30 protein-coding genes are annotated in these 24,023 nt (G+C 47.8%); 15 read left to right on the forward strand and 15 right to left on the reverse strand.

The genetic code is table 11. From position 1 onward, the window contains the following. Positions 1–8: 8 nt before the first annotated feature. Positions 9–428, reverse strand: a complete 420-nt coding sequence (locus GC178_02365; protein ID MBI1286399.1) for a YbgC/FadM family acyl-CoA thioesterase — start codon at positions 426–428, stop codon at positions 9–11. 138 nt (positions 429–566) lie between these two features. Between GC178_02365 and GC178_02370 the strand changes: the two genes are divergently transcribed. The 6 genes from GC178_02370 (at position 567) to GC178_02395 (ending at position 5,352) form a co-directional block, all read left to right on the forward strand. Further along, positions 567–1,283, forward strand: coding sequence for a hypothetical protein (locus tag GC178_02370; protein MBI1286400.1), 717 nt, complete (start codon positions 567–569; stop codon positions 1,281–1,283). After that, positions 1,280–2,218, forward strand: a complete 939-nt coding sequence (locus tag GC178_02375; GenBank protein ID MBI1286401.1) for a twin-arginine translocation signal domain-containing protein — start codon at positions 1,280–1,282, stop codon at positions 2,216–2,218. The genes GC178_02370 and GC178_02375 overlap by 4 nt, the downstream gene beginning before the upstream one ends. A 145-nt stretch (positions 2,219–2,363) precedes the next feature. Next, a complete protein-coding gene (gene dnaA, locus GC178_02380) occupies positions 2,364–3,794 on the forward strand; it encodes a chromosomal replication initiator protein DnaA (protein MBI1286402.1) in 1,431 nt (476 codons plus the stop codon). A 3-nt stretch (positions 3,795–3,797) separates the two neighbouring features. Continuing rightward, positions 3,798–4,259, forward strand: a complete 462-nt coding sequence (locus GC178_02385; GenBank protein MBI1286403.1) for a low molecular weight phosphotyrosine protein phosphatase — start codon at positions 3,798–3,800, stop codon at positions 4,257–4,259. Beyond that, positions 4,256–4,963: an SAM-dependent methyltransferase gene (locus GC178_02390; protein MBI1286404.1), complete on the forward strand. Its 708-nt coding sequence runs from the start codon at positions 4,256–4,258 to the stop codon at positions 4,961–4,963. Before GC178_02385 ends, GC178_02390 begins: the two co-directional genes overlap by 4 nt. Before the next feature lie 17 nt (positions 4,964–4,980). After that, a complete protein-coding gene (locus GC178_02395) occupies positions 4,981–5,352 on the forward strand; it encodes a hypothetical protein (protein MBI1286405.1) in 372 nt (123 codons plus the stop codon). Between the two features lie 96 nt (positions 5,353–5,448). Here GC178_02395 and GC178_02400 read toward each other — a convergent pair whose 3' ends face one another. The 4 genes from GC178_02400 to GC178_02415 form a co-directional block, all read right to left on the reverse strand. Beyond that, entirely contained in the window at positions 5,449–6,699 is a 1,251-nt protein-coding gene (locus tag GC178_02400) for a hypothetical protein (GenBank protein MBI1286406.1), read from the reverse strand. Between the two features lie 75 nt (positions 6,700–6,774). Next, entirely contained in the window at positions 6,775–7,485 is a 711-nt protein-coding gene (locus tag GC178_02405) for an FKBP-type peptidyl-prolyl cis-trans isomerase (protein ID MBI1286407.1), read from the reverse strand. 131 nt (positions 7,486–7,616) lie between these two features. Then, on the reverse strand, positions 7,617–8,261 hold the full coding sequence (locus tag GC178_02410) for a peptidylprolyl isomerase (protein MBI1286408.1): 645 nt from the start codon (positions 8,259–8,261) through the stop codon (positions 7,617–7,619). Further along, entirely contained in the window at positions 8,261–9,271 is a 1,011-nt protein-coding gene (locus GC178_02415; GenBank protein MBI1286409.1) for a bifunctional oligoribonuclease/PAP phosphatase NrnA, read from the reverse strand. The genes GC178_02410 and GC178_02415 overlap by 1 nt, the downstream gene beginning before the upstream one ends. A gap of 177 nt (positions 9,272–9,448) precedes the next feature. On the opposite strand from GC178_02415, the gene GC178_02420 reads away from it, so the two are divergent. Further along, positions 9,449–9,868 carry a nucleoside-diphosphate kinase gene (locus tag GC178_02420; protein MBI1286410.1) on the forward strand — a complete coding sequence of 140 codons (420 nt, stop codon included), beginning with the start codon at positions 9,449–9,451 and terminating at the stop codon, positions 9,866–9,868. A gap of 98 nt (positions 9,869–9,966) precedes the next feature. On the opposite strand, the gene GC178_02425 is transcribed toward GC178_02420, so the two are convergent. Beyond that, the gene (locus GC178_02425) at positions 9,967–11,250 is read right to left on the reverse strand and encodes a hypothetical protein (GenBank protein MBI1286411.1); all 1,284 of its coding nucleotides are present in this window, start codon (positions 11,248–11,250) and stop codon (positions 9,967–9,969) included. 78 nt (positions 11,251–11,328) lie between these two features. Here GC178_02425 and GC178_02430 point away from each other — a divergent pair, with 78 nt between their 5' ends. Together GC178_02430 and GC178_02435 are read left to right on the forward strand one after the other, a co-directional pair. After that, positions 11,329–11,877, forward strand: coding sequence for a hypothetical protein (locus GC178_02430; protein MBI1286412.1), 549 nt, complete (start codon positions 11,329–11,331; stop codon positions 11,875–11,877). Positions 11,878–12,212: 335 nt separating this feature from the next. Beyond that, complete coding sequence (locus tag GC178_02435) at positions 12,213–12,794, forward strand: peptidoglycan DD-metalloendopeptidase family protein (GenBank protein ID MBI1286413.1); 582 nt, start codon at positions 12,213–12,215, stop codon at positions 12,792–12,794. Here the strand turns inward: GC178_02435 and GC178_02440 are convergent, their stop codons facing one another. The 5 genes from GC178_02440 to mnmD all read right to left on the reverse strand — a co-directional run bounded on the left by GC178_02440 (position 12,795) and on the right by mnmD (position 18,146). Next, the gene (locus GC178_02440; GenBank protein MBI1286414.1) at positions 12,795–14,453 is read right to left on the reverse strand and encodes a S8 family serine peptidase; all 1,659 of its coding nucleotides are present in this window, start codon (positions 14,451–14,453) and stop codon (positions 12,795–12,797) included. Then, positions 14,450–15,154 (reverse strand): hypothetical protein, encoded by a 705-nt coding sequence (locus tag GC178_02445; protein MBI1286415.1) that lies wholly within the window; start codon positions 15,152–15,154, stop codon positions 14,450–14,452. The genes GC178_02440 and GC178_02445 overlap by 4 nt, the downstream gene beginning before the upstream one ends. Positions 15,155–15,295: 141 nt before the next feature. Then, complete coding sequence (gene mnmA, locus GC178_02450) at positions 15,296–16,387, reverse strand: tRNA 2-thiouridine(34) synthase MnmA (GenBank protein MBI1286416.1); 1,092 nt, start codon at positions 16,385–16,387, stop codon at positions 15,296–15,298. Position 16,388: 1 nt separating this feature from the next. Then, the gene (locus tag GC178_02455) at positions 16,389–17,408 is read right to left on the reverse strand and encodes a hypothetical protein (GenBank protein MBI1286417.1); all 1,020 of its coding nucleotides are present in this window, start codon (positions 17,406–17,408) and stop codon (positions 16,389–16,391) included. Positions 17,409–17,450: 42 nt separating this feature from the next. Then, positions 17,451–18,146, reverse strand: a complete 696-nt coding sequence (gene mnmD / locus GC178_02460; GenBank protein ID MBI1286418.1) for a tRNA (5-methylaminomethyl-2-thiouridine)(34)-methyltransferase MnmD — start codon at positions 18,144–18,146, stop codon at positions 17,451–17,453. Positions 18,147–18,453: 307 nt separating this feature from the next. Between mnmD and GC178_02465 the strand changes: the two genes are divergently transcribed. Then, a complete protein-coding gene (locus GC178_02465; GenBank protein ID MBI1286419.1) occupies positions 18,454–18,816 on the forward strand; it encodes a T9SS type A sorting domain-containing protein in 363 nt (120 codons plus the stop codon). Positions 18,817–18,915: 99 nt separating this feature from the next. Here GC178_02465 and GC178_02470 read toward each other — a convergent pair whose 3' ends face one another. From GC178_02470 to GC178_02485, 4 genes are read right to left on the reverse strand one after another with little or no spacing between them, the layout of a single operon-like run. Further along, positions 18,916–19,671, reverse strand: a complete 756-nt coding sequence (locus GC178_02470) for a DnaJ domain-containing protein (protein MBI1286420.1) — start codon at positions 19,669–19,671, stop codon at positions 18,916–18,918. A gap of 18 nt (positions 19,672–19,689) precedes the next feature. Beyond that, the gene (locus GC178_02475) at positions 19,690–20,190 is read right to left on the reverse strand and encodes a hypothetical protein (protein MBI1286421.1); all 501 of its coding nucleotides are present in this window, start codon (positions 20,188–20,190) and stop codon (positions 19,690–19,692) included. Next, on the reverse strand, positions 20,187–20,543 hold the full coding sequence (locus GC178_02480; protein ID MBI1286422.1) for a phage holin family protein: 357 nt from the start codon (positions 20,541–20,543) through the stop codon (positions 20,187–20,189). Before GC178_02480 ends, GC178_02475 begins: the two co-directional genes overlap by 4 nt. Before the next feature lie 23 nt (positions 20,544–20,566). Then, a complete protein-coding gene (locus GC178_02485) occupies positions 20,567–21,415 on the reverse strand; it encodes an alpha/beta fold hydrolase (protein ID MBI1286423.1) in 849 nt (282 codons plus the stop codon). A gap of 56 nt (positions 21,416–21,471) precedes the next feature. Between GC178_02485 and GC178_02490 the strand changes: the two genes are divergently transcribed. From GC178_02490 to GC178_02510, 5 genes are read left to right on the forward strand one after another with little or no spacing between them, the layout of a single operon-like run. Beyond that, a complete protein-coding gene (locus GC178_02490) occupies positions 21,472–22,140 on the forward strand; it encodes a YggS family pyridoxal phosphate-dependent enzyme (protein MBI1286424.1) in 669 nt (222 codons plus the stop codon). A 24-nt stretch (positions 22,141–22,164) separates the two neighbouring features. Continuing rightward, positions 22,165–22,695, forward strand: a complete 531-nt coding sequence (locus GC178_02495) for a hypothetical protein (GenBank protein MBI1286425.1) — start codon at positions 22,165–22,167, stop codon at positions 22,693–22,695. A 26-nt stretch (positions 22,696–22,721) separates the two neighbouring features. Next, the gene (locus GC178_02500) at positions 22,722–22,928 is read left to right on the forward strand and encodes a DUF2281 domain-containing protein (GenBank protein MBI1286426.1); all 207 of its coding nucleotides are present in this window, start codon (positions 22,722–22,724) and stop codon (positions 22,926–22,928) included. Then, positions 22,925–23,317, forward strand: a complete 393-nt coding sequence (locus tag GC178_02505; protein MBI1286427.1) for a PIN domain-containing protein — start codon at positions 22,925–22,927, stop codon at positions 23,315–23,317. The genes GC178_02500 and GC178_02505 overlap by 4 nt, the downstream gene beginning before the upstream one ends. Then, complete coding sequence (locus tag GC178_02510) at positions 23,286–24,017, forward strand: carboxypeptidase-like regulatory domain-containing protein (GenBank protein ID MBI1286428.1); 732 nt, start codon at positions 23,286–23,288, stop codon at positions 24,015–24,017. The genes GC178_02505 and GC178_02510 overlap by 32 nt, the downstream gene beginning before the upstream one ends. Positions 24,018–24,023: the final 6 nt, after the last annotated feature.

The raw sequence follows: 24,023 nt of genomic DNA on the forward strand, positions 1-24,023 counted from the left end.
CTATCAACTCAGTCAACTCCGTCAACCAAATACCGCCTCGCAGCCTCTACGATTACCTCTGGCGCCCGTTGAGGCCGCATGGTTTCGCTATCCACAAAAACCAATTGTGTTAGTGCCGTATTCAGCAATTCGCCTTTCGCATTCCAAGTCTCATACTCGAATGTGATCCGCGAACGCGGAACTTCCTTCACGCGGGTAATAATGGTCAGTTCTTCATCATAGAACGCAGGTTTCTTATAGTCGATCTCGTAACGGATCACAGGCATCATGATTCCCTGCGCTTCGAGCTCCGCATAGCTGATTCCCAGCACGCGCATCGCCTCCACGCGACCCACCTCAAAATAGGTGGCGTAGTTGCCGTAATACACATACCCCATTCTATCCACTTCCGAATAGCGCGTTCGGATCTTCGTGCTGTGCTCAAACATTTGGTTCAAAGAAAAGATTTGCAATTGACAATTGGCAACCTGCAATTGGCAATCAGACTGGAAACACATTCCCTCAGTTTAGAATTTCTTCATTTAAGATTTAACGCTTTACAAAATTGGTTCTGTAAACTTGCAGCCATGCGTTGGATGTGGCTTCTCATTCTTTTTGCTGCCTGTTCGGGTCCTATCACCGAATACAAGGCCATCGAAATGAACGACTCGATTGCGGATGAGCCGACCGCAGAATCCATTATCAAGCCATATCGCGATAGCCTCGACCTGACCATGAACACCGTTTTGGTTCAGAATGATGTTCCGCTTACGCGAGGAATTCCAGAATGCACCTTGGGCAACCTTATTGCTGACCTGTTGCTTGAGCGTGCACAGACAGAATTACCAGATTCCATCCTGCCCGACATGTGCCTCATCAACATAGGTGGTCTGCGTGTCGATCTTCCTCAGGGCGACATTACTGTGAACAAGGTTTTCGAACTCATGCCTTTCGAAAACGAACTGGATGTCATCAAACTTTCTCCCGAAAAAATGCAAGAAATGCTCGATTACCTCCGCGAGAAAGGCGGTCAGCCGCTGGCTGGCATGCAACTGACCATCAAACCCAACGGCTACAATTGTAAGATCGATGGTGAACCGCTCGACCCAACGCGTTCCTATTATATAGTGACCAGCGATTACCTGGCCGATGGTGGCGACAAGATGTACTTCTTCCAGGAACCTGAAGCGCGGTACAGCACGGGCATCAAGATCCGCGATGCCATCATGGATCATTTCAGGATCATTGGTCTGAGCGGAAAACCGCTCACCTCAAAACTGGACGGAAGACTCGTTATCGAATGAACCGCAGGAACTTCATACGCAACTCAGCTGTGGCAGGAGCTTCCATCGGAGCGCTTGGTACGCTTGGTTCGTGCAATCTTTCAGAATTGGGTGTGAAGAAACTGACCATTCTTCACACGAATGATGTGCACAGCCGAATTGACCCGTTTCCTACAACCGATAGCAAATACCCTGGCCTGGGCGGTTTCGCCCGCAGGGCGGAAATGATCAAACAGATCCGTGAGCAAGAGAAGAATGTGCTGCTTTTTGATAGTGGCGATATCTTTCAAGGAACGCCCTACTTCAATTACTTCGGTGGCGAGGTGGAATTCAAGCTGATGAGCGAGATGGGTTACGATGCCGCCACGTACGGCAACCACGATTTCGACAATGGCATTGAAGGACTGATGAAACAGCTTCCTCACGCCAAGTTCCCGTTCATCAACTCCAATTACGAACTATCTGATACGCCTCTTTCGGAAACAACACTTAGAAACAAGGTGATTGAATTGGACGGAATACGCGTGGGCGTTTTTGGTCTTGGTATCGAGTTGGAAGGTTTGGTAAACCCAAAACTTTACGGGAACGTGCGCTACACCGACCCGATCGCGACAGCAAATGAGCAGGCTTCATATCTGAGAAATGAACAGAACTGCGACCTCGTTGTGTGTCTTTCACACCTCGGTTACGACTACAATGCCGAGAAGTACAATTTTGACGTAGACCGAATGTGCGATAAACACGTAGCCACAAACAGTCAAAATATAGATATCATCCTTGGTGGACACACCCACACTTTCCTTGATCAGCCTGACTACGTGCTTAACAAAGACGGCAAAAATGTAATGATATGTCAGGTGGGTTGGGCAGGAATCAAACTGGGGAGAATAGACCTGCAGATTGATGTTGCAACACGGGCATCGAAGGGCTCTTATATTGCACCAAAAGTTTCATAAAGTCAATACCATTTTCATTTTTTTTTCCTCTTTCTTTTCCCAATTTTTGCCTCCCTCTGAAATGGTTGAAAGCCGCGCGTATCAAGGCTTTCCCGTGTTTCAAGAGCGTTAAAGTATTAACCCTTAGTTAGTTGACGGAAGGCTTATGAAGAAAGACTGTAAAGAGGTTTGGGACAATTGTTTGGAAGTAATCAGGGATAACGTTCCTTATCAGAGTTACAGAACGTGGTTTGAGCCTATCGTACCCGTAAAATTGGACGGGAACGTGCTGACCATTCAAGTGCCCAGCCAATTCTTTTACGAGTGGCTGGAGGAACATTACATCTCGCTGTTGAAAAAGACAGTGAAGAAAGAGCTTGGAACCGAGGGAAGACTGGAGTACCAGATCATTATGGAGAACGCTTACAACAACAGTAAGCCATACTCTGTGCGCGTACCGACCAACTCGGCAACCACCAAAAACCAACCTGTTTCCATGCCGCTTGACCTTGGCAGAACAGACGTGATCAAGAATCCGTTCATCATTCCAGGGTTGAAGAAAGTGAAGGTTGAATCGCAACTGAATGCGAACTACAATTTCGACAACTTCATTGAAGGAGATTGCAACCGTTTGGCACGCTCTGCGGGTTACGCGGTGGCCAACAAACCAGGCGGAACGGCTTTCAACCCACTCCTATTATATGGTGGTGTTGGATTGGGAAAAACCCACTTGGCTCATGCCATCGGTATCGAGATCAAGGAAAAGCATCCGAACAAGACCGTTCTGTACGTTTCGTCTGAAAAGTTCACGCACCAGTTCATTGATGCTGTGAAGAACAACAGCCACAATGACTTTGTACACTTCTATCAGATGATCGATGTGTTGATCATGGATGATGTGCAGTTCCTGGCTGGAAAAGACAAAACACAGGATGTGTTCTTCCACATCTTCAATCACTTGCACCAGAACGGAAAGCAGCTGGTGCTGACCAGCGACAAAGCACCCGTGGAAATGCAAGGCATGGAGCAACGATTGCTTTCCCGCTTCAAATGGGGCTTGGCCGCAGACCTTTCGGCTCCTGAGTTGGAAACCCGTATCGCCATCCTTCACAAGAAGATCTATCAGGATGGAATTGAACTTCCTGACGAAGTATTGGAATACCTCGCTTACAGCATCACCACCAACATCCGCGAACTGGAAGGGGCGTTGATATCGTTGCTTGCCCAAGCTTCGTTGAACAAGAAATCCATCAACTTGGAACTTGCCAAGCAGATGATCGACAAGTTCGTGAAGAACACCGCTCGCGAGATCAGCATCGATTACATTCAGAAAGTGGTGTCGGATTACTTTGATATGCCGATCGAGTTGATGAAGTCGAAAACACGCAAGCGCGAGGTTGTTCAGGCACGTCAGATCGCGATGTTCTATGCCAAGAACATGACCAAAGCGTCATTGGCAACGATCGGTGCACAATGCGGTGGAAAAGACCACGCAACCGTGCTTCACGCATACCGCACGGTGAACAACTTGATCGAGACCGACAAGCAGTTCCGTGGTTACATTTCTGACCTCGATAAGAAGATCAAACTCCAGTAATCCATGGCAACGCCTCGCGTGCTGATGGTATGTCTCGGAAATATTTGCCGAAGCCCAATGGCGGAAGGCATTCTCAAACACAAGGCCCAACAACAGGGCCTTGACGTTTTTATAGACAGTGCTGGAACAAGCAATTGGCATGAAGGCGAACAGCCCGATGCCCGTGCGATGGCAGAAATGCGTTCGAACAACATCGACATTTCCTACCAACGTTCGCGGCCTTTTCAAGTTTCTGATTTTGATCGATTCGACCACATTCTGGTGATGGACACTTCCAATCGCTCCAATGTGTTGAGCTTGGCGCGAAATGCCGATGATGCGGCCAAAGTGAAACTGATGCTTGATTATGGAAATGAAGTGAAGGGAAAGTCTGTTCCCGATCCATACTATGATGATGGCTTCGGGCGCGTGTTCGACCTGCTCGATTACGCCTGTGATGTGTTCATTGAAGAAGAACTGAAATGAGCACGGGAACGCTGTATCTGATTCCCGTTTCGTTGGGCGAAACCAACAACGACAAGCTTTTCCCAAACCTGAATCTGCGACTGTTGGATGAGTTGGAATATCTGGTTGTGGAGAATGAAAAATCCGCAAGACGATTCATCCGATCCACAGGAAACAAACGCGATTTCGATGGATTGGAGTTGATCCTTCTTGATAAGCGAACCAAACAACACGAGATTTCTCGACCGATTGAATTGCTCATTCAAGGAAAGGATGTAGGCATCATGTCTGAGGCTGGTTGTCCAGGCGTTGCCGATCCAGGGCAGATACTGATCGCTCAGGCGCATCAGTTCAACATCAAGGTGGTTCCGCTCATTGGTCCTTCTTCTATCCTACTCGGCCTGATGGCCAGTGGATTGAACGGACAGGGCTTCACTTTCCACGGTTATATTCCGATTGACAAGCGCGAACGGTTACACAAACTGCGTGATATGGACACAGCCGTTGCGAAAACGGGCCACACGCAGATCTTCATGGAAACGCCTTACCGCAACCAGCACCTTTTTGACGACATCTTAAAAACCTGTAACGGCAATCACAAACTCTGTGTGGCGGTTGACATCACCTTGGAAACCGAACAGATCAAAACCTTGGCTGTTGCAGAGTGGAAAACCCAAAAGATCAATCTCCACAAACGACCTTGTATGTTTTTGTTGGGAAATTGATTCGTTATCTTCAATTCATGAAGATAAAATTCCTCATTTCAACTGTCTTCCTGTTGAATTCAATCGGTTCCTTCGCACAGGTAGTTTCAGGGGTTGTCTTAGATGTTGACACAAAAGAAGGTCTATTTGGAGCAACTGTTGTCCTCAAGCAAAACAAAAGCATTGGGGTACTTACAGATTTTGACGGGAACTTTGAGTTTAAAATTCCATCAAAACACCGGAAATTCCCTGTAGAAGTCCTATTCAGCTATTTGGGTTATGAATCGCAAACTGTCTGGCTGGCAGAGGACGACATGTCTAAACCGCTTCTCATAGAAATGAAATCAGACTGCATATTAATTGACACAATCATGGTCAAAACAGTAACTTCTAAGGCCAAAGATCCATGATGGTTGCAAACCAGAAACCCATTCAAACAGCACTTATCTTAACCCCAATCGACCCGAAGAAATAGAATGGATTCTAAGAAGATTTCAATTGATCTACTAAGCTAATTCTGTCGCTCTTAACTTCCTCAAATACAACAGGTCAACCAGCATCCAGCCTGTGAACAAGGCTGAAATGGCAATCGAGAAAGGAAGCGTGTAATCGTACCAATCAGCGAAATAGTTATGATAGCAGAGGTTGTACAGCGGCACGAACATGAGGAATCTGGCAATCTCCACAGGATAGAACCATGGTTTGTTCTCCATGATGGCACCAACTGAAAGTGTGCTCAAACAGATAAGGAAGAAGAACGCCAACTGGTAGAACAGCGTAAGGTTCTGAATCTGTCCCATATAAGCAGCGAGGAAATACGTGAGCAGTAGGAACTGCAAACTCACATAGATCTTCAAATGAAGCGGTGTTTCAGTGGCGTATTTATGAACTACACTAGACACCTTTTTACCATTGTCGGTCACCTGTCCAAGCAACCGTCCCAAGTATTCTGGCCCACGGAAAATGAGCGCCAGTTTTTCCTTCACGGTTTTAAGTTGCTTGCTACCCTGCCACATTTCCACATAAAAATGGAAGTTGGCCCAAACCGTATTCCAACTGTTCAGGGGTGTAGTAATTCCGTAAACGCATTCTTCATCCTCATCTATGAATGTCCCGTGAATACGGTCCCAAAGAATGAATGTGGCCGCGTAATTATGATCGAGGTACTGCTCATTAGTGGCGTGATGGACCCGATGATGCGCAGGCGAGTTGAAAATGAATTCGAACCACTTCGGCATGCGGTCGATAGCCTTGGTATGAATCCAATACTGATAAAGCGTCACAATTCCAGCGGCCGCACCGAAACTCAGCGGGTCGATTCCCAAGAACGGCATTGGTAGGAATAGTGGAAACGCAATCAGGTTATGGAACCAACTTTGGCGCAACGCCACGGTCAGATTGTATTCCTCACTTTGATGATGCACGATATGCGCACCCCAGAAAATGTTCCATTCGTGCCCCCAGCGATGCGCCCAATAAAAGATGTAATCGAACACGAAAATGGCAATGATGACGCTGTACCAACTGAAATCGATGGTGAAGAATCGGTGATTCTCATACGCCCAAACATAAAGCATCAGCAGAAACGCCTTGGTGACCGCTCCGATGGCCTGACTGCCAATTCCAATATTGAGGTTGGTAATACTATCCTCGAAATTGAAATCCCCCCCTCCTTTCTTGATGTAATTGTGAATGACCTCGGCAGCGATGGTCAACAGGAATACGGGAATGGCAAAAAGGATGTAATTCGGGTTCATTCTGAAATAAAAAAGGGGTTCAACTTGTGAACCCCTAATTTAAAGCCTTATTCGCTTGAAATCAAGCGATTGTGATTATTTCACACTCACTAGCTCCACATCGAAGATCAAGTTGGTGCGAGGTGGGATCATTGATCCTGCGCCATGCTCACCATAAGCCAATTGGTAAGGAATAATCAAACGGGCTTTCTCGCCCACTTTCAGAAGTGCGATGCCTTCGTCCCAACCCTTGATCACACGACCCACACCGATCGGAAAGCTGATTGGCTCACCACGGGAAACAGAGCTATCGAAAATGGTTCCGTCATACAGATAGCCTGTGTAGTGAACGGCCACGGTTGAACCTGGCGTTACTGGAGTTCCATCAGTCTTGTTCAGGCGGATGTACTTCAGTCCAGTTCCTGTTGCGATGGTATCCAAACCTTCCGTTTTGAAGGGCGTTGGCTTCACCACTTTCTTCACATCCATCAACTGCACATCAAAGATCAGAGTTGAATTCGCAGGAATGGTCGGTCGGTTCATGGAACCGTATCCCAAATTCGAAGGAATGATCAAGGTTGCTGAATCACCAACATGCAGGTAGGCGATTCCTTCGTCCCAACCTTTGATAACGCGGCCACCTCCCAACGGAAATGTGAACGGCTGACCGCGGTCGTATGAATTATCAAATGGCGAACCATCCAACAATCGACCAGCGTAGTGCACAGAGACATTATCGCCTTTCTCGGCAGCTTCCCCGTTTCCATGTTTCCAAATGATGTACTTCAGTCCAGAAGCAGTGGTAATGGTATCAGTTGTCGGCTTTGCGGCTTCGGCAGATTCGCCTGTGGCAGCCTTATCGTTGCATTTAGAGGCCACCATCAACATCCATCCAAGGGCGGCAAAAAGGGTCAGTTTTTTCATCTATTTTTCTGTTTCTATTTATTTGGTTCGAGTACCGAGATCACTTCGAGGTCGTAAACCACAACAGCCTTTTTCGGGATACAATCGTCATCACCAAGCAAGCCAAAAGCGAGGTGCGAAGGTAAAATTATTTTAACCCGATCGCCTTCCCGAAGATGCAGCACCGCCTCTTCCAAACCGCTCTCCACACCACCGCGCCCGACAAGGAATTCCTTCGCCCCGCGCTCCTCCGAAGTGTAGCACGTTCTGCCCGTCAAAAGGCTCGTTTCATAGTTGTAACGGATCACTTTTCCCGTTTCCACAGGTTTGCCATTTCCGTGCTCGTAGATCATCAGCCGCAGGCCCGAACCCGTTTCCTCCATCTCCCAATTATGGCGTTTCACATAATGGTCAATGTCTTCAGCCTCGCTCTGCAACAGAACCTTGTTCGCCTCTTCCAGCGGCTTCTTGAACTTGTTCGGATTCACGGGTGGCGCATCAGGTTGCGTGTCGCATGCCGAAAAAACCGTGACCAGCACGAGTAAAAGCAACATCAGGGCGTTCCCCCGAAAAGCTCCGTAAACTCCGCTTTCGCGGTCGGGCTGTCCGCTATATCTTTTTTGCCGAAAGCAAAAAAGGATGCCGCTTCCATCCCTAACGCGCGCTTCCTCCAGCCTCATCAGTAATTCAGTTTGTCCGCGTTCTCCTTTACCAACGCCACAAATTTGTCTATCGTTTCCTGCAACGAAAGATCCGAACGACCACCAGCCGCATTGCGATGGCCACCGCCTGAGAAACTGGCACGTGAGAACGCATTCACATCAAACTGGCCAATGCTGCGGAATGAAACTTTCACATATCCTTCTGCTTCAATAAAAATGGCCGAAAAGTTCACACCCTCGATTGAAAGCGGGTAGTTCACTGTTCCTTCCGTATCGCCCTGCTGAAAATGGAATCGTTTCTTCTCTTCCAGCGAAAGCGAAATGAACGCGGTGGAATACTCCTTCAGCACCGTCAGTTTATCGTCCAGACAATAGCCGAGCAACCGCAGTCGATGTTCAGAACTGGTGTTGTGAATGTGGTTGTAAACCTCATCCTGCCTTACACCGAGGTCGAGCAGATCGGCCACAATGCGGTGCGTTTCGGATGTCACATTCGGAAAGCGGAAACTGCCGCTGTCGGTCATGATCCCCGCATAAAGACATTCGCCCGATTCCTTGTTCGGAATCCTGTCGCCCATCATTCCCGCGAAGCGATGTACCAACTCCGCGGTTGAACAGGCTGATGTATCGGAAAGCATGAAATCCACAAACTCGCTCGGCTGCGGATGGTGATCGATCATCACCTTCACATTCCCTGACCGCTGAATCACTTCCTCCAAACCAAAGGCACGGTCAGGTGAATTGAAATCCAAGCAGAAAAGTACCTCTGCTGCATTCACCAAAGCCTCCGCGTTCTTCTCATTCCCTTCATGCAGCACCACCTTCTGGGTTCCTGGCATCCATTTCAAAAATGTCGGGTAATCGTTGGGCATTATCACCGCCACCTCATGCCCTTTGGCGATGAGATAGTGGTACAATCCCAACGAGGAACCGATGGCATCACCATCTGGGCTCTTGTGCGACACGATGGCAATCTTTCGGGGCGTTGCCAACAATTCCTTCAGTTCAGTAAAATCCGTCTTGCTCAATCTGTTCTTCCTTTAAGGTTTGCGAAGTTATATATCTCAGGCAGAGACACGGAGATTCAAAATTCTGGCTGAAAACGGGTAATTGATGTTTCGTATTTCTTCATTTCGAATTTCAAACTTCTGTCGTGGTCGTTTTTTCTATTTTCGCGGCAAATTTGAAACACACAAAAACACCCAATGGCAACTAACAGAACATTTACAATGGTTAAGCCAGATGCAGTTGAGAAGAACTACATCGGAGGCATCTTGGCAAAGATCAACGGGGCAGGATTCCGTATCGTGGCTATGAAATACACCCGCTTGAGCGCTGAGCAGGCCGGTAAGTTTTACGAAGTACACAAGGAGCGTCCTTTCTACGGTGAGCTTGTAGGTTACATGAGCTCAGGGCCTATCGTTGCTGCCATTTTGGAGAAGGATAACGCAGTGGCCGACTTCCGTACGCTTATCGGTGCCACCGACCCTGCAGAGGCTGTAGCAGGAACCATTCGCGCTGAGTTTGCAGAAAGCAAAGCAAAGAATGCGGTACACGGTTCGGATAGCGATGAGAACGCTGAGATCGAAGGAAACTTCTTCTTCTCTGGCGTGGAGCGCCCATAGTGCTCTCGCAAAGGCGCTAAGGCGCTAAGATGGATTGAACAGAAAAGGTCGGAGACATTTCCGACCTTTTTCTTTTACCCTTCTTCGTTTTTCGTTTCCTAGCGCTTCATCACGCCTTTGGCGATACCGATAAGCATGCGCTTGAAAACGGGGCCTTTGCGTCCCTTCTTGCTTCCCTTGCGGAAACTGTCGAAATACATCTTGGTGTAAAGGACCGCCCAATCGGCACACTTGCGGTGGGTGAATTTCTTGCCGCCTGCCTTGCGCAGTTTCACGTTCTCTGCACCATGGGCTTTCATGTAATCGTAGGCCATGATGGCGTTCTTATAGGTCACTTCCTCATCGCCCGTGCAGTAGCATATCTGCATGGGCATTTCGGGAACCCAATTGTCCATGCTGTTCTCCACCAACAGTTTCTTGAACTCGAAATCGGGGTCGTTCACAAACAAATTGAGCAGACTGTCCGAAAGCATTTCCTTGGGAATATTGGGCAACATGCTGTTGATGTCCTCATGTGAATAGCCTCCGTTGAAAGCGCCTTTCACCGCATCGCGGTACGGTTCTGAGAACACCTGATCGTAGAACCGGTCTTTGCTGAAAAGTCGGTAGATCTCGTTGTAACCCAACAGCAGATAGGGCAAATAGTGCGGCTGAGAATATGGGTAGAACATCACATCGGCCTGCACGCCATCCAGATCGTATGGGCCCGACATGGGCGATGAGGCCGTTACCTTGTACTGGTCGGCATATTTTTCCTGCAACTTGCGCGTAACCGCCATCGCGGCATGGCCGCCCTGCGAGTAGCCCGAAACGAAGATCATCGGGTCGCGTTTCAGGGCAAGGATGCTATCGAGTTCGGCCACCGCTTTCATCATATCGATGCCCGCATTGGCCTCAGAATCGGCATGGATGTACAGGTGTCTGCGTTCGCCATGGCCCAACCCCACGTAATCGGGTTCGCAAACGGCATAGCCTGTGGTGGCAAACATCAAACAGATCTGCTCCTCGCCATTATAGCCCAGTTTTCGTTGTGGCCGTGTGGAAGTTCCATGGTTGTATATGAGCAATGGCGCGGGTTTCTTGGGCGCAATCGGCACGAAGTACAGACCCGATGCCAGCACACAGCTGCTATCGCCATAAGTGGTGCAATAGGTCACGTCATACACATCCACATCGTTCTTGATGGGAGCAATGAATTTTGGGATGCCCATGCCTTTCCATCGTTCCGTCAGTTTTTCCATCGAGAAAGAATCGACCTTGGTGTAGCTGATCAATTGCTGACCGAAAACGGTGGAGAATGAAAATGCGAGAATGAGAAGTACCGTGAAACGCTTGAAATACATATTGAATCGAATTTGGCGTGAAATTAGCAATGCATGCATCGCATTTCAAGCCAATGGAATACCGATTTCTTAAATAATTGCAATTGGTATATTTCGAAACGACAACAAACACCTAAAATGAAACACATTCTTTCCGTTCTGCTCCTCTCGGTTTTCTCTTTTCAAACCTTCGCCAAAGACGATTTCTCACTGATCATCTATGACACCTACGAAGATTACCAGGCCAAGAAAGGACGGCCGATGTATGAGTTCATCGGGTTCGATTGGACACTCGGAATCCTCAACATCTACTATCGTGTGAAGAAGAGGGACGAGGGTCGCGTGAATGCGACCAATCTCTACGGTTTCAGCGTAGGCGACCAGTTTTACCGCATTGTGAAAAGCAAGCCGTACCGCATGATCATGGAAGGTAAGATCGTTTACTACGAGAACGGACTGGCGCACCTGAACATGCTTGTAGGTGGTGAGGACGAATATGGCGTGGAACAGGGAGACTGGCATGTGATCTCGGACAATCTGAACTCCGAGGTCGTGGAATTCCCCTCCAACAAGGCCACCAAGGAGTTCGGCAGCCGCCCCGAACTGAAAGCCCTCTTCGAATGCGTGGATGACCTCAAAAAGAAGAAAACGGAGAAGGTTCGCGAATGCGTGAAGGAGAATAATTAGGGTTATGCATAGACCGTTTACAAACACATTTTGGATTGTAGCTAACCTGACAATAATTATTGCTGGCTTTGTAATCTATTGGCTTTGCACTCTCGATGTATTCGAACTCGACTATGGTTGGGAAGAACGACATAACAGATCTGCATTATTGGGTACTTTAATGTTGTATTGCCTCCTACTCTTTCTTTCGAGCAAAGTGCCAGAGCCTAAAAACAGAAAAAGCCATTATATGTCGCTGGCATTTGGGTTTGCAGTTGTTCTCACGGCCCAGTTAACAAAACTTGAATTGCATTACTAATAGCCAAATAAAATGGCTGACCTGCCGTTGTTGCCGCATGAATCGACTGGCAATTCCTTCTCTGCTTCTTCTTGTTCTCCAGATACTCGTTTCATTTAACTCAAGAACGGATTACCAAAGGCTGTTTTCAGAAAACCCTGATTTCATCTCAGATGGCTTCGACTTCCCTGTCGGACCACCCAATGCAAAAGGCTACTACAATGCTCAAGGATTTGGAAAGAACGATCATTTGGGTGATGATTGGAATGGAACCGGTGGCGGAAACTCAGACCTTGGCGACCCCATTTATGCCATCGCAAATGGCTATGTGGTTTCTACCGAAGAAAATGGCTTTGGTTGGGGAAATGTGATCCGTGTTGTCCACTACATCAAGGAGAAAGACCAATTGGTAGAATCCCTTTACGCTCATTGCGACACCATGCTGGTGAAATCTGGTACTTGGATAAAACGTGGTGATCAGATCGGAACCATCGGCAATGCAGATGGTGCTTACTGGGCGCACCTTCACTTGGAAATCCGAACCACCGTTGACATGGACCTTGGTGGAGGATATTCGGAGGAAACTACAGGTTTCACAGACCCGACCGCTTTCATTCGAGCGAATCGTCCGAGCAAGTGATCAATCCGTCACCTTTACCACTTTCTGGTGGTATTTGCCCGAATCGGAATCGATCTGCAGCGTGTAAAGTCCTTTATTGAGATAAGCGAGATCGGTGAAGCGAAAATGAACACCTGAGTAATCCTGTGCTGTTCCTTCAAACCTTCGCACTTCCTGCCCAAGGCTGTTCACCAAACGTATAAGCACCTTCTGTTTGCCCGAAGAATAGAACGTGCCCTGCAATTGGGTTGTAAACGGGTTTGGATAGACGGGAAACAGTTCGCTTTTGTCTTCATCGGTCGGATTCAACTTGGACAGGATCAGATTCGCTTTGGCGAAATTCGGAATGCCGTAACCATACGAATCGTCAGGATGACCGTACCTGTCTGCACTCTGCTCAATGGCATGAAAAACATCCATATTGGTGGCCGAATCCAAATTGGCCTGCCACAGACACGCGGCCATTCCAGCCATGATCGGACTGGAAAATGAAGTTCCGTTCTGGCCTGAAATTCCGTAGGGAGTCACTACCGCGGCTGACTGTCCCTGCGCGCACACATTCGGTTTTACATCACCATCAGAAGATGGCCCGTACGAACTGAAATTGGCTATCACTTCATCTGCATCCACGGCACCAATGGTCAGCACGCTATCGCCATCGGCAGGCGCGCCAATGTATTTCCAAGGATCATCACCCGAATTTCCAGCGCTGTTCACCACAAGAATCCCCTTGGAGGCGGCAATATCCGCCCCGCGCGAACCACGCGTTGTGTTGCCGTCCATATCGGCATAGCTGAAATCATAAAGGGAATTATCGAACGTGGTGTAGCCCAACGAGGAGTTGATGACATCGGCACCCGCGCTGTCTGCAAACTCGGCACCTGCCACCCAATAGTCCAGTTCAATCGGGCTTTCGCTCGATTCGTCTTCCGTACGCAGCAACAGGTAACTCGCCTTCGGAGCCGTTCCCATAAATTCGCCTGGAAGGATGCCCGCCATGGTCGAAAGCACCATTTGTCCGTGCGTGCTGTTCTCGAAAACGGTATTGTTCCGATCCACAAAATCCCAACTACCAATCAATCTACCTTCATTCCTGAGACTGTCGAAAACAGGAAAGACATTCACGTTCGGGAAACCCGCATCAAGCACCGCTATCAGCATTCCTTGACCACGATAACCGGGATCATGCAACGTAACACCATTGAGCATATCGATCTGGTTGAATGCCATGCCGTAATCACTTTCTCCGTATTCGTTCTGCTGCTCTGTCTTGTATGAAGTCGTTTCCTCCCATTTCACGATAGGAACAGCCTTTTCTTGCCGCTTTTTAACCGCTTCATGGTTCGCGACAAAAGGCAACGCCAGAATCGCATTCAACACATTCTGGTTGGGCACCATCACCGAAACCGAGTTGAACCACTTGGAATGTGTTCTGTATTCTGCGCCTGTGTTCAGAACCGCCTGAATGTATGCGGGATCAACAGGCAGATCGTTCTCTTTCAGCGGAATGTGCTGCCGTTCGCGTCTGTCCAACGCGCGCTGAGAAAGGAACTCCAAAGGCTGGTTCAAGGAATAAGGCGTGTTGCTCTTATCGGAAAACTGAATCCAATAGCTCAACGAATCTTGCCCCTGAACGGTGATCGCGGCAAACAGCAGTATGGTCAGAATCAGTTGTCTCATTCGCCATATCCTGTTACAACCATCTCAAAGAAAAATCCCACCGTGTCCTTCTCGTTCGGGTTGGTCTGATTCTGCTGCACATCGAACACGTTGAGTTGCTTATGGATCATGCCAATGTTCTTCGCATAAACTTCTTTGGCGATCAAATTGAGGCCGAAAATGGCAGGTCGGTCGTATTGGACCACCGTAACCGTTGAGTCGAATGTAAGCCCATTGATGGTGTAAGGTTCGTTGATGTTCTCGTACGAATATTCCCACACTTCGGGGATGTTGAGTTGGTTGTAGGCTTCCTCCAGCGTTTGCAAGGTATTCTTGCTGTTGCCGTCCCACGATTTGCCTGAAACGATCGGGAAATTCTGCTTGATGAAGACCACGTTCTCCTCGTTCTGTTCCGCAACTTTTGGTGTTCGCACCTTGAACCAAACATCCTTGATCCCCCAATCTCCTTGCGGAGTTGACCGCGAATAACGTTCCACTCTGATAGCCTGCCGACCTTCATCGTCCGTGAAATAAGACTCGTTGAGTTCGCGCAGCAGATAATGCGCCTCTGCAAAGGCCGTTGGCCCGATGGGATCATCCTGCCACGTGGAATCGACCTTGTACTCCACATATTTGCCCAGTTCCGTTGGGAAATATTCGTAACCGATGAATGGAAGTTCCGTGTCTTCGCGGTAGCATCCGCTGAAAAGCGAAACGGCCACAAATGCTATTAGAATTTTTGCTTTGATCTTGGTTACGAATTACGAATCAGTACGAATATCACGAATTAACTGCAAGCGTTGAACATACCCGCGTTCGTAATATTTGTACCGCGAAGCGGAATATGTAATTCGCAACCCCATTCAGTGATCTTTCTTGATGAATCCGCCACCGATCACATCATCGCCCTCGTAAAAAACAGCCGACTGTCCTGGAGCGATGGCACTCACCTCTTCGTAAAAACGGACGTTCATTTCTGAACCACGTTGCTCAATACGCGCCATGCTTCCTGCATGTTTGTAACGAACCTTCACCAATGCTTCCATCGGCTCAGTAAGGCTTTCATATTTCTGAAGATTCAAACCTCTAACGGTCATTTCTGTTTTCAGAAGATCGGTCTCTCTTCCAAGAGTCACCGTGTTCGTATCTGGATGAATCCCAGTAACATACATTGGTTCACCCAAAGCTATCTCCAAGCCTTTTCGTTGCCCTATCGTGTAAAACGGATATCCGCGATGCTTGCCCAATATGTTGCCGTCCTTATCCACGAAAAGACCGCCATCAACCTGCTCTTCCAAGCCTTTTACCCTGCGCTTCAGAAAGCCGCGGTAATCATTATCGGGGATGAAGCATATCTCGTAACTCTCGCTCTTTTTGGCAATGGCCTCATAGCCGCTGTCCAACGCTATCTGACGGATGTCTTTCTTGTGCATTTTCCCTAATGGAAAGATGGTACGCGAAAGACTTTCCTGACTCAGACCCCACAGTACATAGGATTGGTCTTTTGCCTGATCCAAACCTTTGGAGACCACAAAACGGCCATTCTCTTCGCGGACCTGTGCGTAATGTCCCGTTGCAATGAACTCGCATCCCAATTGGTCGGCACGTCTAAGAAGCGCGTCCCACTTGATATGTGTATTGCACAACACACACGGGTTGGGTGTACGTCCTGCGATGTATTCATCCACAAAATTGTCGATGATGTGCTCCCCGAACTCCTCGCGGATGTCGATGATGATATGCGGAAACCCAAAGTCGACCGCCATCTGGCGCGCATCGTTGATGTCGTCCAAACTGCAGCAACCTGTGGTGCGCGTACTGCCGCCTGCCGAAGCATAATCCCACGTTTTCATGGTGACTCCGACCACTTCATAACCTTCGTTATGCAGCATCATGGCAACGACAGAACTGTCGAGGCCACCACTCATCGCTACCAGAACCTTCCCTTTGCTCATCTTACTCTTGCCCTTCCCAATCGATGGTGCTCACCTTGCTTCCGTCTTCCCAGACCTCCACGCGGTCTACGCTGCCATCTTCGTTATAATAGGTCACTTTGCCGTTCAGCTGATCATTATTGTACCAGCCTTTCACCTTAACCTGTGTTCCTTCCAATTGTTCCATCAGCTCATCGGGCTGTCCCATCTTGCCTGGAACTTCGGTTTGCACCCACTCGCCTTTATTGTAGAATTCTGTGAATTCGCCCTGCTTTTTCCCTGCCTTGTAATTGTAAATACTCTTCGGAATCTCGTTCTCGTAATACTCCGTGAATTCACCATTCTCCAATTTCTGACGCTTCAGCACTCCATTTTCATACACATCTTGCGTCTTTACCGAGCCATTATCATTGAAAATGAGCCAAACACCAACCCGTGTTCCCTGATGGTAATTTCCTTGATACTTCCGCTTTCCATCCTCGTTGTACATCACGAATTTGCCATGCAGGTTTCCGTTTTCGTACGTGGCATCGACCCACGGTTTTCCATTGTCGAAGAACTTCTTCCAAGGGCCGTTCTTCACACCATGGTCGTAGTGTGTCTCCTCGCCCAACTGCTTGTTCTCGTAGTAGGTTTTCTGCACACCATGCAGCGTATCGAGAATGTATGACTCCTCCAAAACCAACAGTTCGTTGTCGTTGAAATACTGCCACAGACTGTCCTTCATCTGCAGTCTGTACATTCCCTTGGCCTTTATTTTCCCGTTCTTATGGTAGATGTGTGTGGCCACTTCCCCGTTTCCCAAATGATTGTTGGTGGCCTGCAGATCTCCCGTCTCGTAGTAGTAATGAAACGTGCCAACAGGTTTGTCATCCTTGAACTCACCTTCGTAACGCACCTTACCATTATTGTAGAGTTTCTTCCACTTGCCTTGTTTGAGGCCGTTGGCATCTGTTTGGTTCACATCCTGACCGAAGGACGACAGACCGAACAGAAGAAGCAGTAGAAAGAGCGGGGAAATACGTGAGAATCCTTTCTTCATTGGTTGCGCAAAGATATGGCAGGTGTTTGCCGCGGCAAACCCTTACTTGACGTTAAACGGCTTTGTGGCCACGATCATTTCACGCTTACCTGGCGGACCAGGAACTTTTTCGACCTGAAAGCCTGCCGCGAGCATGTTTCTGCGCACATATCCTTTGCAGCAATAGGTGGTTAGAATTCCTTCGGGATTCATCCACGAAAAGATGCGTTCGAACACTTCTTGCGTCCAAAGTTCTGGTTGCGTTTCGGGTTCAAACGCATCGAAATACACCAGATCGAATCCAACGGTCGGTTCAAAATCCAGCAACGAAACCTGATGTTTTGTCAACGAGAATCCATCTCGGATAGCAACCGATCGATTCCATTCTACCTGATGAAACTTCTCGAAAACTTCTCGGCTTGAATTCAATTCAGCTGGAAGCTGATAGTCTTTCCAAACTTCTTCTGGCAGAGGAAACAATTCCAACGTGTGATAATCCACTTTCACGTCCGAACCCTGTAGCTCCTTCTCCGTGAGCAGCGCATTCAGCCCCGTTCCGAAACCCATTTCGAGAATGAAGACCTCTTTTTTCCCTCGCGAAAGCTGCGTTCTCAAACCTTTATCAATGAAAACATGCTCCGATTCAGTAAGCGCGCCATGCCGCGAATGATACGTTGAACTCAGCGCTTCATTCAGAATGGTCTGCGAACCATCCTTGGTCTCTACCAGTTTCAGCGGCTGCGGTTCATTGGAATTCATACTGCAACATTACCATTTCGCGCGCAATCAAAACGCACAAGCTCATTGTAAGCATGTTGATCTGCTTTTGTCTGCAACTTTAGAAACAACATTTTTCAGCCACAGAGACACAGATTTTCACAGATTTCACGGAGATTTTTCTGTGAAAAACTCTGTGTTTTCTGCGCTTCTGTGGCCATTTATATGTTGTGCAAACCAAGTCGGACTGATTATTGTTTGATGCAGCAAGTATTAGACGAACGACCTTAACATTCCTTAACGCGTTGCGTATTTTTATTAAGAATTGACCCCGATACTTTAGCTGCCCATGAAGCGACTGATACCATACATTCTGATTTCCTTGATTGCATTTGACGGGCTTGCTGCTGACCACAATGGCAACGGTGGCGATAAAGTAATAGGCATGCAACCAACCGTGTCTCCGAACTGGGATGCGCAGATCTACCCGAATCCGAACAACGGAGTTTTCAACGTGATGATATCAGGCAGTTCAGCTGCGCTGGATGTGGCGGTATTCAACATCATTGGCGAAAAGGTTTTTGAACTGCAGGTGTTGGGCGACCACGGAGCCAAGATCGATCTTTCGGGACTGGAAAAAGGACTTTACGTGGTTCAGGTCATCGACAAAGACCGCAACGAAGTAATCACTCGTAGAATGCAGATCGAGTAGCGTTTTCTTTCATTGCACAGAGAAAATTTTGAGAAATAAAGTTTTACAGAGAGGTTCTCTGTGTTCCTAAGAAACTCACAAACTTGGTTCAACAAAAACTCACTTGAACCCGCGCTCGCGCTTGATGCGTTCGTAAGCATCCGTCAACTTCTGGAATTTCTCTTTGGCCGCTTCCTGATGTTCCGGTCCCAAATGGCTCACTTTATCAGGATGATACTTGACCGCCATTCTGCGGTATGCCTTCTTCACTTCATCATCCGAAACGGTCTTCTCGATCTCAAGGATCTGATAAACTGTCTCATCATTCTCAAGCACAAACATCGCTTTGATGCTCATGAAATCAGGTTTGCTGATACCGAGATAGGAAGCAATCCGCGTAAGCATATCGATCTCATTCCCGTGCATTTCTTTATCGGCATTGGCCAATTGAAACAGGTAATGCATCAGTTGCAGTCGAGATGAGTGATCCATATACGTTCGGATCTGCAAACTCACCTGACGTATCTCGATCGGTTTCTTCAGAATCTCGCGAAGCAAAAGCAACTGCTGCTGTGCCTTTGCCGCTCCGAACTGCCCGACCAGAAACCGTTTCACAAAATCCAACTCAGATTTCTTGACGGTATTGTCGGCTTTCATCACAGCCGCTGTCAGAATAAGCAGCGAGGCCTCAAAATCGCCCGTTGTGGTTCTGGAATACGTGCGCTGCCCGCTTTTCGGAATGGGTTCTCCCCACTCCATGATGTCACCACTTGCGTTGTCGTAAATAGAACCAAGGGCAAAACCCAGCAAGGCTCCGATCGGACCACCCAAAGCCCAACCGACCGTTCCACCTAACCATTTTGCGTATTTCGCCATGCGGCTGCGAAGATAGATTTAGCTTCTCGTTAGACGAGTGATCAATTCAACATATTTAGGATGTTCTGAAGCGAGTTTTTCCCGCTCTGCCATTTCAAAATCCTCAAAATCGAAACCAGGTGAGACAGTACAACCGACCAGACACCAATTGCCGCCATCGGCAACTTCAGAAGCAAACCAACTATTAGCTCCAATGACCAACTGTGGTTGTTCGCCTTTCTCCAAGTTCAAACCAAGCTGATGTTTGATGTATGTTCCATCCGTAGTGATCTCGTGTACCAGCAGTCCATCACCATCATAGAAATGCCACATCTCATCGCTCCTGATTCGATGAAACGCGGAGAAATTATCTTTGGTCAGCAGAAAATAAATGCCCGTTGAAAAGCTCCTTTCGCTACCAAAGTCATTCAAAACAGAACCTGGAATGAAGCCATCGGAACGATACGTTTCCTTATACCAACCACCTTCGGGATGCGGTTGCAGCCCTAATTTCTCAACGTAGTAACTGAAATCTCTCAACCGTTTCTTCTTTCAGTCTTTCCGCCAAGAGATTCCATCAAGGAAGTAATGACCGACAGCACCAAACTGAACAGCAGCGCCCACCAAAAACCGTCCACGTAAAATCCATCAACGAAATTACCTGCCAACATGATGATGGCCGCGTTGATCACAAGCAGGAACAGACCCAACGTGAGCACCGTTACGGGAATTGTAAAAATGACCAACAACGGCTTGAGAAATCCGTTGAGGAGTGCCAGAACAATAGCTACCCAAATGGCGGTCATGTAGCCATCTACCGAGATTCCTGGAAGCAGGTAAGCCGTTAGAAAAACGGCCAATGATGAGATGATGATCTTGATAAATAGGTTCATTTCAATTTCGTTTTAATGGTCAACTACAGTTCTCGTTTCAAAAACTGTAGCATTATCTGATTAAACTTTTCCGGTGTTTCATATTGTGGAACATGTCCACACTTTTCAATTGTTACGAACTCCGCATTCGGAACCAGCGCCTGAATTTTTCTTCCATATTCGATAGGAAGCACTTGATCCTCCTCTCCCCACAATATCAACTTCGGCAGATCCAAATGGTTCAAACGCTCATAATGAGGCACATGATTTTCGAGCATGAAATTGCGGAGTGTGCTAAGCAACGCCCGCTTAGAACCTTTGATGGCCAACGGAGCTGAGAACCATTTGGTAAACCCTCCGTGCTCCTTCTTATCATAAATTCCTTTTATTGGAGCATTACGGAGAATCAGGCCACCGAACATGCCTATCAAAGCTTCTCCGAACAATTTGGGCTGAACGATCCGGATACCGGGATCTTCTGGCATTGGGATTCCATAGCAATCCACCAAAAAGAGCGATTTCACTTTTTCTGGATGATGGCTTGTGAAACGCGTACTGATGGCCCCACCCATCGACAATCCAACCAGATGGAACTTCTCATTGATGTTGAGGAAATTGAAAAGGTCGGTCAGTTGCGATTGGAACAGTTCACTTCCATGCTCGCCCCTTACACGGTCTGAAAATCCACGGCCGTAGAGATCGAAACGAAGTACACGATAACCGTTTTCCAGAAGAAACTTGGCCTGATGATCCCAAACATGGAGATGCCCCATAAATCCGTGAACCAGCACAACCAATTCGCCATTTTCCGGCCCTGAAAGTTCGTACCGAACCTTGCCCTGCGACAATTGCGCGTAGCTGCCATGCCGCTCCATTTCCTTCAGAATGCTCATGCCTCAAATTTATCAAAGAACATGGTTGAATTCGGGTTGTTTACTTTGCAAACGCAATGAGTGAAATCGCAGAAAATATAGCGCAGATCAAAGCCCAGATCCCTGAGCATGTAACGCTGGTGGCTGTTTCCAAAACCAAACCGAATGAGCTCTTGATGGAGGCCTACAACGCTGGCCAACGCATTTTCGGGGAAAACCGCGTGCAAGAACTGACGGCAAAAGCAGAAGCACTCCCGAAAGATATTGAATGGCACATGATCGGGCATTTGCAGAGCAACAAGATCAAGTACATTGCGCCATTCGTCAGTCTCATCCATTCGGTAGACAAACCCAAACTGTTGAAGGAAATCGACAAGGAGGCAGAGAAGAACAACCGCATTATTCCCGTTCTGTTGCAGTTCCATATTGCGGAGGAGGAAAACAAATTCGGGTTGAGTTTGGAAGAAGCAGAAGAGTTGCTCTCATCTGAGGAATTCAAGAGTTGGAAACACATTCAAGTGGTCGGTGTAATGGGAATGGCCACTTTTACGGAAGATGAAGATCAGGTCAGAAAGGAGTTCCGAAACCTGAAAAACATCTTCGAAACGCTACGGTCAAAGCGCTTCAAAGATCAGCCATCATTCAAGGAAATTTCCATGGGCATGTCGGGCGATTATCTGCTTGCCATTGAAGAAGGCAGCACGATGATCCGCGTAGGAAGTTCCGTCTTCGGAAGTCGAAGCTGAAATAAGTACCTTCGCGCCCCGAAAATGAGCAAATTGAACACGGAAAAACGCGCTTCGCTGGTTTCAGACCTGATGAGCGAGAACGAAACGATCGCCCTCGCAGCCATCGAAAAAGTGAAGAAGAGCGGTGATGCCAGTCTGGTTCCTGCTATTCTGAATGCACTTGCCAACACCAAAGAACTGGCAATTGAGAACGCACTTTCTCAGCTACTTTTCGACCTGAAGGACAAGAATGCTGTGGAGGAATTGGTGAACCAACTTTCCAATCCGGAGTTCGCAACTGTTCGTGTGTTGATGCTCTCTGCCTGTTGGCAGACAGGAATCGATCTCAGTCATCGCTTGCCTGACTTCGTTACCGTGGCCTGCACAGGCAACTACGTGGAATGTTTGGAAGTACTGACCGTGATTGAAAACTGGGAAGCGATCAAAGACCAGGAAATGCTGGAGAATGAGACCATCCGCCTCCGCTCCTATCTCTCCGAATCGGACACGCCTGAGAATGATGAGATGATCTTCAGCATTTTGGAGGTGATGGAAGGTTTTGTATCGCAATAAGTATCTTTGAAGAGCAATTATTCCTGATGAACAGCCCTCAGATACATGCCCTGTTAGACTCGCTTCCTGCCGACCTCAGAAGAGAGGCAGCAGATTTTATCGAATTTCTGAAACAGAAATCCAACCAAAGAGAAAAGGCGAAGAAACGTCAGGCCGGAATGGCAAAAGGTCTGGTGAAGATGAATCCTGATTTTGACGAACCTTTGGACGACTTTCTGCCCTACATGGAATGAGATTACTACTGGACACACATACGGTCATATGGTTCATCACAAACAGCACGGAACTTCCAAAAGGCATTAAAAAACTGATAGAGAATCCACTCAATGAATGTCTGCTGAGCCACGCTTCCCTGTGGGAAATGGCCATTAAATTCTCGCTGGGGAAGCTGGAACTCCGATCAGAACTCAAGGAGATTTTTGAAATAATTAAGAAGAGTGGCATTGAAATTCTACCGATCAATGAGCAGCATCTTATCAAGATATCTGAACTTCCGTTCCACCATCGAGATCCATTTGACCGACTGATCATTGCTCAAGCCCTCACCGAGGGAATCCTTATCCTCAGTAAAGACTCACAGTTCAAAAAGTATGATGCGGAGCTTCGGTGGCAAGACCGATAATGTATCTCATACAATAGTTCAGAATTTGAAGCGTTACCGAGCCACCGATATGCAGAGAACTCCTTTCGTACTTGTACTTGTTGTCGTTATTTCGGGGCTTTTTTCCATGCAGACAAATGCACAGACGGTGAACGACAGTCTCTTACAGTTTTCGGGTGTGTTGCTGACGCGAGATAGTTTGGAAGCCGTTCCTTTTGCCAACATTCTCATCAAAGGTTCTAACCGAGGAACGATGTCCGATTACTTCGGCTACTACTCTTTCGTTGCGCATCGTGGTGATACGATTCAGTTCTCGTACGTAGGTTTTAAGGATGCGCTTTTCGTCATCCCCGACACATTGAACCGCAAGAACTATTCACTGATCCAAATGATGGATGCAGATACGATTGTGCTGCAAGAGGCCGTTATCTACCCATGGCCGACCAAGGAACAGTTCAGAGAGGCATTTTTGAACCTGCGGCTACCAGAAGATGACAAGCAGCGGGCAGAACGTAACTTGGCGCGGGCCGAAATGAAAGAACGGATGGAGGCCATGCAGGCCGATGGAAGTGAGAGCTTCAAAGTGGCCATGCATCAATATGGCAACCAACTGTACTACGCGGGTCAGCTGCCACCCAATAATCTCTTGAACCCAATTGCTTGGGCCAAGTTCATTAAGGCGTGGAAAAACGGGGATTTTAAACGTAAGAAGAAACGCTGATCCGCT

This window comes from Flavobacteriales bacterium (assembly GCA_016124845.1).
In the GTDB taxonomy this organism is placed as follows: domain Bacteria; phylum Bacteroidota; class Bacteroidia; order UBA10329; family UBA10329; genus UBA10329.

What these genes read in the sequence shown, in the direction of transcription:
- GC178_02365 (MBI1286399.1), bottom strand. Translation starts at nt 428, where the DNA reads ATGTTTGAGCACAGCACGAAGATCCGAACGCGCTATTCGGAAGTGGAT.
- GC178_02370 (MBI1286400.1), top strand. Translation starts at nt 567, where the DNA reads ATGCGTTGGATGTGGCTTCTCATTCTTTTTGCTGCCTGTTCGGGTCCT.
- GC178_02375 (MBI1286401.1), top strand. Translation starts at nt 1,280, where the DNA reads ATGAACCGCAGGAACTTCATACGCAACTCAGCTGTGGCAGGAGCTTCC.
- dnaA (MBI1286402.1), top strand. Translation starts at nt 2,364, where the DNA reads ATGAAGAAAGACTGTAAAGAGGTTTGGGACAATTGTTTGGAAGTAATC.
- GC178_02385 (MBI1286403.1), top strand. Translation starts at nt 3,798, where the DNA reads ATGGCAACGCCTCGCGTGCTGATGGTATGTCTCGGAAATATTTGCCGA.
- GC178_02390 (MBI1286404.1), top strand. Translation starts at nt 4,256, where the DNA reads ATGAGCACGGGAACGCTGTATCTGATTCCCGTTTCGTTGGGCGAAACC.
- GC178_02395 (MBI1286405.1), top strand. Translation starts at nt 4,981, where the DNA reads ATGAAGATAAAATTCCTCATTTCAACTGTCTTCCTGTTGAATTCAATC.
- GC178_02400 (MBI1286406.1), bottom strand. Translation starts at nt 6,699, where the DNA reads ATGAACCCGAATTACATCCTTTTTGCCATTCCCGTATTCCTGTTGACC.
- GC178_02410 (MBI1286408.1), bottom strand. Translation starts at nt 8,261, where the DNA reads ATGAGGCTGGAGGAAGCGCGCGTTAGGGATGGAAGCGGCATCCTTTTT.
- GC178_02420 (MBI1286410.1), top strand. Translation starts at nt 9,449, where the DNA reads ATGGCAACTAACAGAACATTTACAATGGTTAAGCCAGATGCAGTTGAG.
- GC178_02425 (MBI1286411.1), bottom strand. Translation starts at nt 11,250, where the DNA reads ATGCATGCATTGCTAATTTCACGCCAAATTCGATTCAATATGTATTTC.
- GC178_02430 (MBI1286412.1), top strand. Translation starts at nt 11,329, where the DNA reads ATGAAACACATTCTTTCCGTTCTGCTCCTCTCGGTTTTCTCTTTTCAA.
- GC178_02435 (MBI1286413.1), top strand. Translation starts at nt 12,213, where the DNA reads ATGAATCGACTGGCAATTCCTTCTCTGCTTCTTCTTGTTCTCCAGATA.
- GC178_02440 (MBI1286414.1), bottom strand. Translation starts at nt 14,453, where the DNA reads ATGAGACAACTGATTCTGACCATACTGCTGTTTGCCGCGATCACCGTT.
- mnmA (MBI1286416.1), bottom strand. Translation starts at nt 16,387, where the DNA reads ATGAGCAAAGGGAAGGTTCTGGTAGCGATGAGTGGTGGCCTCGACAGT.
- GC178_02455 (MBI1286417.1), bottom strand. Translation starts at nt 17,408, where the DNA reads ATGAAGAAAGGATTCTCACGTATTTCCCCGCTCTTTCTACTGCTTCTT.
- mnmD (MBI1286418.1), bottom strand. Translation starts at nt 18,146, where the DNA reads ATGAATTCCAATGAACCGCAGCCGCTGAAACTGGTAGAGACCAAGGAT.
- GC178_02465 (MBI1286419.1), top strand. Translation starts at nt 18,454, where the DNA reads ATGAAGCGACTGATACCATACATTCTGATTTCCTTGATTGCATTTGAC.
- GC178_02470 (MBI1286420.1), bottom strand. Translation starts at nt 19,671, where the DNA reads ATGGCGAAATACGCAAAATGGTTAGGTGGAACGGTCGGTTGGGCTTTG.
- GC178_02480 (MBI1286422.1), bottom strand. Translation starts at nt 20,543, where the DNA reads ATGAACCTATTTATCAAGATCATCATCTCATCATTGGCCGTTTTTCTA.
- GC178_02485 (MBI1286423.1), bottom strand. Translation starts at nt 21,415, where the DNA reads ATGAGCATTCTGAAGGAAATGGAGCGGCATGGCAGCTACGCGCAATTG.
- GC178_02490 (MBI1286424.1), top strand. Translation starts at nt 21,472, where the DNA reads ATGAGTGAAATCGCAGAAAATATAGCGCAGATCAAAGCCCAGATCCCT.
- GC178_02495 (MBI1286425.1), top strand. Translation starts at nt 22,165, where the DNA reads ATGAGCAAATTGAACACGGAAAAACGCGCTTCGCTGGTTTCAGACCTG.
- GC178_02500 (MBI1286426.1), top strand. Translation starts at nt 22,722, where the DNA reads ATGAACAGCCCTCAGATACATGCCCTGTTAGACTCGCTTCCTGCCGAC.
- GC178_02505 (MBI1286427.1), top strand. Translation starts at nt 22,925, where the DNA reads ATGAGATTACTACTGGACACACATACGGTCATATGGTTCATCACAAAC.
- GC178_02510 (MBI1286428.1), top strand. Translation starts at nt 23,286, where the DNA reads ATGATGCGGAGCTTCGGTGGCAAGACCGATAATGTATCTCATACAATA.